The organism is Nocardiopsis sp. MT53 (genome assembly GCF_019598965.1).
In the GTDB taxonomy this organism is placed as follows: domain Bacteria; phylum Actinomycetota; class Actinomycetes; order Streptosporangiales; family Streptosporangiaceae; genus Nocardiopsis; species Nocardiopsis changdeensis.
In genome coordinates this window covers 216,522-229,515 of the sequence record NZ_CP080599.1, presented here as the reverse complement: position 1 = coordinate 229,515, position 12,994 = coordinate 216,522, and the positions used below count along the sequence as shown (strand labels likewise).

The following is a 12,994-nucleotide window of genomic DNA, read 5'->3' as shown; positions in this document are numbered from 1 at the left end:
CGACCCTTGCCCTCTCCCGTGTGTCTTTCGAGGTCAAGGGGTACGTGCACCCTTCATGGACCATTGGTCTAGACCTTTTTAAAGCCCATGAGCTGGGAAAATGCAATAAAAAGGTGGTTCATGAAGGGGTGGCCGTGCAGGGAGTGGATAGAGTCGCGCCCATCCGGGCACCAGGGTCGACCCCGCAGGGGTGTCGCCGAGCGAACGAGGGAGAACCCCCGTGGCCAAGTACGTCTACAAGTTCACCGAGGGCAACAAGGACCTCAAGGACCTCCTCGGCGGCAAGGGCGCCAACCTCGCCGAGATGACCAACCTCGGCCTTCCCGTCCCCCCGGGCTTCACCATCACCACCGAGGCCTGCCGCCACTACCTCTCCAGCGGCGGCTTCCCCGCGGGCCTGGAGGCCGAGGTGGAGGAGAACCTCGAGGAGCTGGAGAAGGCCATGGGCCGCCGCCTCGGCCAGGCCGACGACCCGCTCCTGGTCAGCGTGCGGTCGGGCGCCAGATTCTCCATGCCCGGCATGATGGAGACCGTCCTCAACATCGGCCTCAACGACGAGTCCGTCGTCGGCCTGGCCCGCCAGGGCGGCGACGAGCGCTTCGCCTGGGACTCCTACCGCCGCCTCGTCCAGATGTTCGGCAAGACCGTCCAGGGCATCGACGGCGAGCTGTTCGAGGACGCCATCGACGAGGCCAAGGCCGCCAAGGGCGTCACCGACGACCTCGACCTGGACGCCGCCGACTTCCGCGCCCTCGTGGACCGCTTCAAGGCCATCGTCCACGAGCAGACCGGCAGCCCCTTCCCCACCGACCCCCGCGAGCAGATGATCCTCGCCGTGCGGGCGGTCTTCGACTCCTGGAACGCCCCCCGCGCCGTCCTCTACCGCCGCCAGGAGCGCATCCCCGCCGACCTGGGCACCGCGGTCAACGTCTGCTCCATGGTCTTCGGCAACCTCGGCATGGACTCCGGCACCGGCGTGGCCTTCACCCGCGACCCCGCCTCCGGCCAGCAGGGCGTCTACGGCGACTACCTCCAGAACGCCCAGGGCGAGGACGTCGTCGCCGGCATCCGCAACACCGTGCCCCTCGCCGACCTGGAGGGCATCGACCCCCGCAGCTACGAGCAGCTCATGGGGATCATGGAGACCCTGGAGAACCACTACCGCGACCTGTGCGACATCGAGTTCACGATCGAGCGCGGGAGGCTGTGGATGCTCCAGACCCGTGTGGGCAAGCGCACCGCCGCCGCCGCGTTCCGCATCGCCGACCAGCTCGTGGACCAGGGCATGATCACCCTGGACGAGGCCGTCCAGCGGGTCACCGGCGACCAGCTCGCCCAGCTGATGTTCCCCCGCTTCGACGAGGCCGCCGTCGCCGCGGGCGGCGCCCACCTGCTGGGCCGCGGCATGAACGCCTCCCCGGGCGCGGCCGTCGGCAAGGCCGTGTTCGACTCCTACACCGCGGTCAAGTGGTCCCGCAGCGGCGAGAAGGTCATCCTGTGCCGGCGCGAGACCAACCCCGACGACCTCGAGGGCATGATCGCCGCCGAGGGCATCCTCACCAGCCGGGGCGGCAAGACCTCGCACGCCGCCGTGGTCGCCCGCGGCATGGGCAAGACCTGCGTCTGCGGCGCCGAGGAGATCGACATCGACACCAAGAACCGGCGGCTGACCGCGCCGGGCGGCGAGGTGATCGAGGAGGGCGACGTCATCTCCATCGACGGCACCAGCGGCAAGGTGTTCCTGGGGGAGGTGCCCGTCGTGGACTCCCCGGTGGTCCGCTACTTCGAGGGCGAGATCGACCCCGCCTCCGACGAGGCCGACGACCTGGTGCGCGCCGTGGACCGGCTCATGCACTACGTGGACGCCGCCCGCCGCATGCGGGTGCGCGCCAACGCCGACACCGCCGAGGACGCCGCCCGCGCCCGGCGCATGGGCGCCCAGGGCATCGGCCTGTGCCGCACCGAGCACATGTTCCTGGGCGACCGCCGCCAGCTGGTGGAGCGGCTCATCCTGGCCGACACCGAGGACGAGCAGACCGAGGCCCTGGCGGCCCTGCTGCCGCTCCAGCGCGCCGACTTCAACGGCATCCTGGAGGCCATGGACGGCCTGCCCGTCACCGTGCGCCTGCTCGACCCGCCGCTGCACGAGTTCCTGCCCGACATCACCGAGCTGTCGGTGCGCGTGGCCGTGGCCGAGGCCCGCGGCGAGAGCCACGAGAACGACCTGCGGGTGCTCCAGGCCGTGCACAGGCTGCACGAGCAGAACCCGATGCTGGGCCTGCGCGGCGTGCGCCTGGGCCTGGTCGTCCCCGGCCTGTTCACCATGCAGGTCCGGGCCATCGCCCAGGCCGCCGTCGACCGCGTCCGCGCGGGCGGGCGCCCCCGGCCGGAGATCATGATCCCGCTGGTGGGCACGGTCCAGGAGCTGGAGATCATCCGCGACGACGCGCTGCGGGTGCTGCGCGAGGTCGGCGAGGAGAACGGCCTGGAGCTGGACTTCCCGGTCGGCACCATGATCGAGCTGCCCCGCGCCGCCCTGACCGCCGGGCAGATCGCCGAGCACGCCGAGTTCTTCTCGTTCGGCACCAACGACCTCACCCAGACGGTGTGGGGTTTCTCGCGCGACGACGTGGAGGCGTCGTTCTTCTCCGCCTACCTGGAGAAGGGCGTGTTCGGCGTGTCGCCCTTCGAGTCCCTGGACGTGGACGGGGTGGGCCGCCTGGTCCGCATCGCCGCGGAGGAGGGGCGGGCCGCCCGCCCCGGCATCAAGCTGGGCGTGTGCGGCGAGCACGGCGGCGACCCCGCGTCGGTGCACTTCTTCCACAGGGTCGGCCTGGACTACGTGTCCTGCTCGCCGTTCCGCGTCCCGGTCGCGCGCCTGGAGGCCGGGCGTGCCGCCGGACACCAGGCGGGCTGACCTCCCGTGTCGCCGCCGCCCGCGGGGGCGGGCGGCGGCACCCCCGGCACGCCGCCGGGCTCCGTGCCCCTAAACTCGTGTCCCCGGGGCGGATACGGCCACGAAGAGCTTCCGTGACCCTTTCGTGATACATTCTTGATCGCCGGTGTGATCTCCTCACCCTTCCCTCCACACCCCCGTCCGGGCTGCCCGGGACCCCTCCGCCGAGAACCGGCGGTGCCCGCGAGCCGTCCCAGAAGGGTGATCGACCCCGGCCAGAAGAACGAGTGCGGAGGTACGCCGGTGCGAACGGCGAACGACGGACGCGGTGACGAGACGTGGGAGGAACCCGCCCCGTCCTCCGCCGCGCCCGATGACGATGCGACCCGGGTCATGTCCCGGGCCGACCTGCCCGCCTCCGTGACGGGCCCCTCCGCCCCGGCGGCCGGACCGGCCGCCCCCCTGGACGAGCCCGTCGCCGTGTCCGGCCCCGGCGGCCCGGACGGGCCGGGCGACGCCGACGCCACCGCCGTGTTCTCCCGCGGGACCGGCTCCGACCCCTTCGCCGCCCGCGGATCCGCCCCCGCGGCGGACGTCTCGGACACCCGGGAGTTCTCCCGGGCCCCGCGGTCCTCCACCACCCGCGAGTTCACCCGCGGCGTCCCGGCCGCGGACGACGCCCCGGACCCCGCGGACCCCGCGGACCCCGCCGGGGCCGACGCGCCCGACGGGCCCCGGGGCTTCACCCGGCGCTTCGTCCGCGACCGGCCCGGGGGCCGCGGCGCCCTCCGCCCGGACACCCCGCCGCCCGCCCGCGACGCCGGGCCGCCCGAACCGCCCGGCACGGCACGGCCCCCGCGCCGGGGACGCCGCCCGGGCCCCACCCCGCGCCCCCGGAGGAGGCGCCGCCTGCGCCTGCGCTGGATCGTCACCGCGCTCCTGCTCACCGCCCTGGCCCTGCCCCCCGCCACCTGGGGCTGGGTCTGGTACACCGCCCGCCAGGACGACCGCGCCGCCACCGACGCCATCGTCGTCCTCGGTGCCAGCCAGTACAACGGCGTCCCCTCGCCCGTCTTCGAGGCCCGCCTGCGCCACGCCCAGGTCCTCTACCTCGAGGGCGTGGCCCCCATGATCGTCACCGTCGGCGGCAAACAGCCCGGCGACAACTACACCGAGGCCGCCGCCGGCCGCAACTGGCTCGTCGAGGTCGGCATCCCCGCCGACCGGATCATCGCCGTGGAGGAGGGCAGCGACACCCTCCAGAGCGTCCGGGCCGTCTCCGCCGTCTTCTCCGACAACGGCTGGGACGAGGCCACCCTGGTCTCCGACCCCTGGCACAGCCTGCGCTCCAAGGTGATGGCCTCCGACCACGGCATCGAGTCGGGGACCTCGCCCTCGCGCTCGGGACCCGCCGTCATCGAACGGCGCACCCAGCTCTGGTACATCACCAGGGAGACCGCCTCCCTCTGGTACTACTGGATCTTCAACGACAGCAGCGACATCCGCGTCAACGCGGCCTGAACAGGGCCGATGACGCGTTCCGTCCCTGTCGGGAAGTAGGCTCGCAGACCTATGCACACCACCTCGGGCGCCGAGGGCGCCGTCGCCGGCTACACCGGCCGCGACATCCGGAGACGTACCCCGGAGAACCGCAAGAACCGGGCCCGCGGCCCCTTCGAGCGCGACCGGGCCCGGGTCCTGCACAGCTCCGCGCTGCGCCGCCTGGCCGCCAAGACCCAGGTGGTCCGGCCCGGGGTGAGCGACTTCCCGCGCACCCGCCTCACCCACTCCCTGGAGTGCGCCCAGATCGGCCGCGAACTCGGCAACTCCCTGGGCTGCGACCCCGACCTCGTCGAGGCCGCCTGCCTCTCCCACGACCTGGGCCACCCGCCCTTCGGCCACAACGGGGAGCGCGCCCTGGACGAGGCCGCCGCCGACTGCGGCGGGTTCGAGGGCAACGCCCAGAGCCTGCGCCTGCTCGTGCGCCTGGAGGGCAAGGTCATCGACCCCGACGGCACCAGCGCCGGGCTCAACCTCACCCGAGCCACCCTCGACGCCACCGTCAAGTACCCCTGGCACCGCGGCGGGGGCGGCGACACCCACAAGTTCAACTGCTACCCCGACGACGCCGACGCCTTCGCCTGGCTGCGCGAGGGCGCCCCCGCCGGGCGCACCTGCTTCGAGGCCCAGGTGATGGACTGGTCCGACGACGTCGCCTACTCCGTCCACGACGTCGAGGACGCCCTGCACGCCGGACTGGTCTCCATGGCCGCCCTGCGCAGCCCCGCCGAACGGGCCGAGGTCGTTCGCATCGCCGCCGACCGCTACTGCGACACCGCCGACCCCGCCGAACTCGACGAGGTCTACGCCGACCTGCTCGCCGCCCCCGTCTGGCCCACCGAGTTCACCGGCGACCTCGCCTCCCTGGCCGGGCTCAAGAACCTCACCAGCGAACTCATCGGCCGGTTCTGCCGGGCCGCCGAACAGGCCACCCGCGAGGCGCACGGCCCCGGCCGCCTCACCCGCTACGGCGCCACCCTCATCGTGCCCCGCCGGGCCCTCCTGGAATGCGCCCTGCTCAAGGCCGTGGCCGCCCACTTCGTCATGGCCCGCGAGGAGGCCCTGGCCTACCAGGCCCGCGAACGCCTGCTCATCACCGAACTCGTCGACGCCCTGTGGAAGAACGCGCCCCAGGCCCTGGACCCGCAGTTCCGCGACGCCTTCACCCACGCCCCCGACGACGCCGCCGCCCTGCGCGCCGTCATCGACCAGGTCGCCTCGCTCACCGACACCTCCGCCATCGCCCTGCACGAACGCCTGACCTCCTGACCGGGCCCCCGGGACCCGGCCGCAGGCCCCCTTGACGCGCCCGCCGGGAGCCGCGCACACTGCTCTGCACGAACAGGTCGCGGCCGCCCGCGCCCCGCGCGCCCCCGCGGGCGCACCCGGCGCCGGACGCCCCGACGAAGCGGCGACCGGAGAGGGCGCACCCCCCATTGCCCGCACGGAGCGGCACCCCCGGCATGATCGACGTCGCGCGCCTGGCCGGCGTCTCGCACCAGACCGTCTCACGCGTGGTCAACGGGCACCCCGGCGTACGCCCCGAGACCGCCGAACGGGTCCGCGCCGCCATCGCCCGCCTGGGCTACCGGCCCAACGCCACCGCCCGCGCCCTGGTCACCCGGCGCAGCGGCCTCATCGGCGCCCTCCTCGCCCCCGGCCCCGACACCGACCTGCTGCTCGCCGGGATCGAGGCGGCCGTGCGCGCCGCCGGACGCACCCTCCTCGTCACCGCGGTGCCCCCCGACGACCCCGCCGCCGCGGAACGGCTCCTGGACCGGGTCGTCGACGGGTGCCTGGCCGTCGCCCCGCCCCCGGCCCTGCTCGACCTCCTGGGCGCCCTCGCCGACCCGCCGCCCACCGTCGTCGTCGACGGCCCCGCCACCCCCCTGGGGCCCGCCGTGGCCCCCGACCACCGCGGCGCCGCCCGCGCCCTCACCCGGCACCTGCTCGGCCTGGGCCACCGCACCGTGCACCACGTCGCCGGGATCCCCGGCTCCCACAGCTCCGCCGAACGCGAGGCGGGCTGGCGCGCCGCCCTGGCCGAGGCCGGGGCCGCCGTCCCCGTCCCGGTCCCCGGCGGCACCGGGCCCGCCGCGGGCCGTGCCGCCGGACGCCTCATCACCGCCCGCCGGGCCTCGGGAGAAGACGTCACCGCAGTGCTGGCCGCCGACGACACCCTCGCCCTCGGCGTGCTGCGGGCCTTCGCCGACACCGGCCCGGCGGTCCCCGGCCGCGTCCACGTCGCCGGGATCGGCGACCGCCCCGAGGCGGCCCACCTCGTCCCCTCCCTCACCACCGCCGACACCGCGGCCCGGACGGTCGGGGAGCGGGCCGCCCGCCTTCTGCTGGAACGGCTGGAGGGCCGCGGCGCCCCCGACGTACAGGCACCCGCCGCGACCCTGCGCCCGCGGGCCAGCACCGGTCACTGGTAGCCGCGGATCTCCCGGAACACCTCTTCCAGGCTCTGCTCGCGCGCGTCGAACACCCGGCCCCCGGTCTGCTCGGCCAGGTCCGCCATCTCGTCCTCGCCCGCCTCGCCGAACAGCACCGTGAACACCGGCACCCGCGCCGCCTCCGGCGACAGCTCCTCCAGCCCCCGGGCGAACGGCGTCGGCCCCATGCCCCAGTTGACCTCGCCGTCGGTCATCAGCACGATCGACGTCAGGTGGTCGTCCTCGGGGGCCCGCTCGACGAGCCCGTAGGCCGCCAGCACCGCGTCGTAGGTCGCGGTGTCGCCCAGCGCCTCCAGCCCCCCGATCGCGTCCGCCACCTCGCCCAGCGACTCGTCCAGCCTGCCGGGCTCCACCACGAACGTCCGCGGCTCGTGCGGCTCGGTGGAGTAGGGCAGCAGCGTGATCTCCTCGCGCTCCTGGAACGCCTGCACCCGCTGCTCCAGCGACCCCCCGCCGGTCCCGGTCAGCGAACCCAGCGCCTCCTTCAGCTCCTCCAGCCGGTCGCCCTTCATCGACCCCGACACGTCCAGCACGTACACCGTGCGCGCCGGCCGGCGCAGATCGCTGAAGTAGTCCGCGACCAGCCCGTCCACCACCTCGCGGTGGGCGGGGAACGGCAGCTCCACCAGGGACGGCAGGTCCGCCCCCGAAACACCGGACACCACCGGGCGGCGCAGCGTCCGCTCCGCGATGTCGGCCTGCACCTCCTCCGACAGCAGGTCCTCCACCAGCCGCCCGTACCCCTGCTCGGCCTCCTCGTCGGGACCGGCCAGCAGGGTCAGCGGGTAGTCGGCGGTGATGACCCCGTCGGCCGGGTAGACCAGGCGCAGGTCCGCGCCGTCCCGGTTCAGCGACAGCAGCACCGACTCGTAGTTGATGAGCGCGTCCACCGGCCGCTCGTCGTCGGCCCGCTCGGTGAACGCCTGCGCCAGCCAGCCCGATGAGCCCGCCGTCAGCTCTTGGCCCTTGAAGAACCCGGCCAGGTCCGGGCCCACCCGCTCCACGTCCTCGGCGGTCAGCGCGCTGCCGCTGTCGGCCAGCGCCGACGCCACCCCGATCAGCGCGGAGAAACCCGAGTTCGAGGCGCCCGGGTTGGTCATCCCGTACGTGAACTCCGCGTCGCGCACCGCCCCGTTCACGTCGGACCAGGTCACCTCGGCCCCCTCGGACCACCCCAGGTCGTCGGCGCGCGGCTCCCGCACCCCCAGCACGACGGGGGAGAGCATGACCGGCGTCTCCTCGCGCACCCGGTCGCGGCCGCCGTCGTACAGGTGCAGGTACCGGTTGGAGGCGAACCACACCGCGTCGAACTCCTCGGCCTCGCCCGCGGCGACCCGGGCGAGCCCGTCCAGGGTCCCGGTGTACTCCATCGCCACCGTCACCCCCGTCCGCTCGGCGGTCTCCTCCAGCAGCGGCTCCATGTCGGCCAGCTCGCTGCCCGCCAGAATGCGCAGGGTCGCGTCCTCGCCGCCGGAACCGGACGCGGTGCAGCCGGAGGCCGCCACCGCCACCGCCAGGGCCGCGGCGGACACAGCGCGCCTCATTCGCCCTCCTCCCGGGCCGGACCCGCGGCCGGGCGCCGCTCCTCGGGAGCGGGCGGACCCATGCCGCTGTCCTCGTACGCGTCCTCGATCCCGCTCAGCAGAGCCTCCAGGGCCTCGTAGGTCGGGGTGTTGACCACGTCGTCGACCCGGGTGCGCACCGGCAGGCCGTGCTCGGCCACCAGGTCCGCGAACGCGTCGCCGCCCTCGGCGCGGAACCCGTGCCGGGTCGCCAGCGCCCGCAGCTCGGGGTCCTCGGCCAGCAGCGCGCCCACCTCGTCGCCCGCGTCGGTCAGCGGGACCAGGGCGTGCACCGAGAACACGGTGGGCTCGGGGTACATCAGCACCGCGTCCCCGGGCAGGGCGGGGCCGCTCACCATGGCGTGCACGTACTGCGCCTCGTAGGCCCACAGCAGCGGGGTGTGCCCCGGGCCCAGGTCCCGGAACTGCTCGAAGGGCTGCTGGGACGACTCCGGCGGCTGGCCCTGGGCCAGGAACAGGTCGGACAGGCGGGAGGTGATCCCCGGGTCCGGGCCGCCGGGCGGGACCACCTCCTCGCCGTTGAGCAGGTAGGAGATCACCGCGGCGTACATGCCCGCCGAGTTCGAGGTGCGCGGGTCGGTGGTGCGCACCAGCACCTCGTTGCGGTTCTCCGAGCCCACCGAGTCCCCGGGCAGGTCCCGCCAGCGGGTGCGCTCGCCGGTCAGCTCCAGGTAGGCGGCCACGTCGAACGACCAGGTGCCGTCCTCCTCGGACCTGCGGGCGACCCCGGCCTCGCGCAGCGCCTCCGCGAGCGGCTCGTAGGAGAGCAGCACCATCGGCGTGCTGAACAGCCGGTGCTCGGTGGAGACGCCGTGCAGGCGGCGAATGTGGTCGGCGGCGGTGTCCGAGCCGGGGGAGACGAAGTCGGAGCCCTCGGTGTCCTGGGCCATCAGGCGCGAGCCGCGCGGGCGCACCCGCACCTCGTAGCCCAGCTCGGCCAGCCGGGCCACGACCTCCTCGTCGCGGAAGAAGTCGACCTTCTCGGACCCGACGACGCCCTCGACCACGGTGGTGCCGCCGGCGAACCGGTCGACCAGCACCGCTCCGATGGCGACGACCAGGGCCACCACGACCGCGCTCGCCGCCCCGAGCAGCAGCCGTGCGCGCCGGCCGGAGGGGAGGGGGATGGGGCTCACCGTGCGGTTCCTCCTGGTACGTGGAGAAAAGGGGGTTGCCCATCATGCCCGCCGCAGTCGTCCCCCACCCCACGGTGAGGTGGACGCGGGGTGGCCTCCACGGGAAGCCCCGACCGCGGACCGCCGACCGGACCGTCCCGGGTGAGAACTACCCTGGGAGGCGTGGCAGGCCGGATCAAAGACGAAGACATCGCCCTGGTGCGCGAGCGCACCCCCATCGCGGACGTGATCGGCGAGTACCTCCAGCTCCGCAACGCGGGCGGCGGCTCGCTGAAGGGCCTGTGCCCCTTCCACGACGAGAAGTCCCCCTCCTTCAACGTCACCCCCTCCAAAAATTTGTACTACTGCTTCGGCTGTGGGGAGGGCGGGGACGCGATCTCGTTCGTGCAGAAGATCGAGGGGCTGGCCTTCGCGGAGGCGGTCGAGTCGCTGGCCCGGCAGATCGGCGTGACGCTGCGGTACGAGGAGAGCGGGGGGCGCTCGACGCGGCGGGACGAGGGCAAGCGGCAGCGGCTGCTGGACGCGCACCGGGCCGCGGCGGAGTTCTACGCCGAGCAGCTGCTCTCGCCCGGGGCGGTGGAGGCCCGCCGCTTCCTGAGCGAGCGCGGGTTCAACCGGGCGCACGCCGAGCACTTCGGGCTCGGGTACGCGCCCGCCGGGTGGGAGAACCTCACCTCGCACCTGCGCCGCAAGGGGTTCACCGACGCCGAGCTGATCTCCGGGGGGCTGGCCGCCCAGGGGCGGCGCGGCGCCTACGACCGGTTCCGCAACCGACTGCTGTGGCCGGTGCGGGAGGTGACCGGCGAGGTGGTCGGGTTCGGCGCCCGCAAGCTCGACCCCGCCGAGGACGGGCCCAAGTACCTCAACTCCCCCGAGAGCCCCGTCTTCCACAAGAGCCGCCTGCTGTACGGGCTGGACCTGGCCAAGCGGGACATCTCCGCGCGCAACCAGGCCGTCATCGTCGAGGGCTACACCGACGTCATGGCCTGCCACCTGGCCGGGGTGACCACCGCCGTGGCCACCTGCGGCACCGCGTTCGGCGAGGACCACCTGAAGATCCTGCGCCGGATGCTGTTGGGCCGCAGCAACCAGGGCGGGAAGGTCGTGTTCACCTTCGACGGCGACGCCGCCGGGCAGAAGGCCGCGGTGCGCGCCTTCGCCGAGGAGCACGGGTTCGCCTCCGAGACGTTCGTGGCCGTCCAGCCCGACGGCCTGGACCCCTGCGACCTGCGCCTGCACCACGGCGACCAGGCGGTGGTCGACCTGGTCGACCACCCGCTGCCGCTGTACGAGTTCATGATCCGCAAGGTCATCGAGGAGTACGACCTCTCCGCCCCCGAGGGGCGCATCGCCGCCCTGGACGCCGCCGCCCCCGTGGTGGCGAGCATCCGCGACCACGGGGTGCGCCGGTTCTACGGCAAGAACCTGGACCGCTGGCTGGGCACCCTGGACGAGGCCTTCGTGCTCAACCGGGTCAACCAGCACATCCGCCGGGCCACGGCCCGGGGCGCCCGGTCCGCGCCGGCCCCCGCCGCGGGCCCGGTGCCCACCCCCGACGCCCGGGAGGCGCCCTACGACCTGGGCGACCCGTCCCTGCAGCGGGAGCGCCTGGCGCTGAAGGTGGCCGTGCAGTTCCCCGGCCTGGCCGCCGGGTTCGACTCCTTCACCGCCGAGGACTTCACCGTCCCCCAGCACCGGGCGATGCTGGCGCTCATCGCCGGGCAGGGCGGGGTGGCCGCGGCGGGGGACCCCGCGTCCTGGGCGGCGCGGCTGCGCGAGGCGGCCCCCACGGAGGCGCAGCGCGATTTCGTGACCCGTTTGGCGGTGGAACAACTCGAGTTGTACGGAGAACTCGACGAGCATTCCGCCCGGCAAATTCTGGGCACAGTCAGGACTCATTCCATCAATCGCCGCGAGTCAAACCTCCAGTCGGAGTTGTCGCGTCTGGGCGGCTCCGGGGACGCCGGGGAACAGCAGCGGCTGCTGACCGAGCTCATGGCCCTCCAACAGCACAAACGCGCCCTTCAGGAGGAGCTCGCCGGGGGCATGTAGCACGAAGGTGACAATAATGCTCCTCCCGTCGGCGGCGGGCGGACGTGCACAATGGTGTGGTGGCTCCCACGGTTGTGACCAATGAAATTCCGCCCATTCGTCAGGTGGTGCGGCTGCTCCCCGACGCGGGCCGGGGAACGGTCAGCCGCGGCGAGGTCGCGTCGGTCCTGGAACGCCTGGACGCGCCCCCCGACTCCCTGGACGAGGCGGTCGCCCTGCTGGCCCGGGCCGGGGTGGAGGTGTCCGACGGCGAGGAGACGCCCCTCGTCCCCGACCCGGGACGGCGCTCGGGGTCGGATCTGGTACGGCTCTACCTGCGCGAGATCGGCCGGGTCCCGCTGCTCTCCGCCGAGGAGGAGGTGGAGCTGGCCAAGGCGGTCGAGGCCGGCCTGTACGCGCAACGGTGCGAACCGGTCGAAGGAGTGCGCACGGGGGACGAACTCGACGCGATCATAGAAGCGGGCAAAAAGGCCAAGCGAGCACTCATAGAGGCAAATCTCCGGCTGGTGGTGTCGATCGCCAAACGTTATATGGGGCGGGGTCTGCTTTTCCTCGACCTCATCCAGGAGGGCAACCTCGGACTGATTCGCGCGGTGGAGAAGTTCGATTACACCAAAGGCTTCAAATTCTCCACCTACGCCACCTGGTGGATTCGCCAGGCGATCACCCGCGCGATCGCCGACCAGGCGCGCACGATCCGTATTCCGGTGCACATGGTCGAGACCATCAACAAACTCGTCCGGGTGCAGCACCAGCTGCACCAGCAGTTGGGCCGCGAGCCCAATATCCAGGAGATCTCCCACGCCGCCGGGTTCGGCGGCGAGAGGGTCCTGGAGATCCAGCGGATCGCCCGCGAACCCGTCTCCCTCCAGGCGCCGATCGGCGACGAGGAGGCCGACTTCGGCGACTTCATCGAGGACTCCGACGCCGTCGTCCCGGTGGAGGCCGCCGCCTTCACGCTGCTCCAGCAGCACCTGACCGAGATCCTGGCCGGGCTGTCCGACCGCGAACAGCGCATCCTGCGCCTGCGCTTCGGCATGGCCGACGGCCACCCGCACACGCTGGAGGAGGTCGGCCGCGAGTTCGGGGTGACCCGCGAGCGGATCCGCCAGATCGAGGCCAAGACCCTGGCCAAGCTCCGCCACCCCTCCCGGGCCGGCACCCTGCGGGACTTCCTGTAGCGCGCTCCCCGGGTCCCGCCGGGCGCCCGGGCCTACAACGGCCGGGGGCGGGGAGGGGTTCCCGCGGGCGCCCGCGCGGCCTGATGTGGCCGATGCGGGCCGAACCGGCGGGTTTCGTGACCCGGTGCCC

8 protein-coding genes are annotated in these 12,994 nt (G+C 73.5%); 6 read left to right on the top strand and 2 right to left on the bottom strand.

Features of this window, described 5'->3' with window-relative positions; translation table 11 throughout:
• Nucleotides 1-220: 220 nt before the first annotated feature.
• The 4 genes from ppdK to K1J57_RS00990 all read left to right on the top strand — a co-directional run bounded on the left by ppdK (nt 221) and on the right by K1J57_RS00990 (nt 6,891).
• Entirely contained in the window at nt 221-2,917 is a 2,697-nt protein-coding gene (gene ppdK, locus K1J57_RS01005) for a pyruvate, phosphate dikinase (protein ID WP_220562608.1), read from the top strand.
• A gap of 282 nt (nt 2,918-3,199) precedes the next feature.
• Nucleotides 3,200-4,417, top strand: coding sequence for a YdcF family protein (locus K1J57_RS01000; protein WP_220562607.1), 1,218 nt, complete (start codon nt 3,200-3,202; stop codon nt 4,415-4,417).
• Nucleotides 4,418-4,468: 51 nt separating this feature from the next.
• Nucleotides 4,469-5,725, top strand: a complete 1,257-nt coding sequence (locus K1J57_RS00995) for a deoxyguanosinetriphosphate triphosphohydrolase (protein WP_220562606.1) — start codon at nt 4,469-4,471, stop codon at nt 5,723-5,725.
• A 194-nt stretch (nt 5,726-5,919) separates the two neighbouring features.
• Entirely contained in the window at nt 5,920-6,891 is a 972-nt protein-coding gene (locus tag K1J57_RS00990) for a LacI family DNA-binding transcriptional regulator (RefSeq protein WP_220562605.1), read from the top strand.
• Here K1J57_RS00990 and K1J57_RS00985 read toward each other — a convergent pair.
• Entirely contained in the window at nt 6,882-8,456 is a 1,575-nt protein-coding gene (locus K1J57_RS00985) for a VWA domain-containing protein (protein WP_220562604.1), read from the bottom strand. The two genes, K1J57_RS00990 and K1J57_RS00985, sit on opposite strands and share 10 nt — an antisense overlap.
• The gene (locus K1J57_RS00980; RefSeq protein WP_220562603.1) at nt 8,453-9,631 is read right to left on the bottom strand and encodes a hypothetical protein; all 1,179 of its coding nucleotides are present in this window, start codon (nt 9,629-9,631) and stop codon (nt 8,453-8,455) included. Before K1J57_RS00980 ends, K1J57_RS00985 begins: the two co-directional genes overlap by 4 nt.
• A gap of 162 nt (nt 9,632-9,793) precedes the next feature.
• Between K1J57_RS00980 and dnaG the strand changes: the two genes are divergently transcribed.
• Together dnaG and rpoD are read left to right on the top strand one after the other, a co-directional pair.
• Nucleotides 9,794-11,683: a DNA primase gene (dnaG, locus tag K1J57_RS00975; protein WP_220562602.1), complete on the top strand. Its 1,890-nt coding sequence runs from the start codon at nt 9,794-9,796 to the stop codon at nt 11,681-11,683.
• Between the two features lie 104 nt (nt 11,684-11,787).
• Nucleotides 11,788-12,864, top strand: coding sequence for an RNA polymerase sigma factor RpoD (gene rpoD / locus K1J57_RS00970; RefSeq protein WP_220565278.1), 1,077 nt, complete (start codon nt 11,788-11,790; stop codon nt 12,862-12,864).
• Nucleotides 12,865-12,994: the final 130 nt, after the last annotated feature.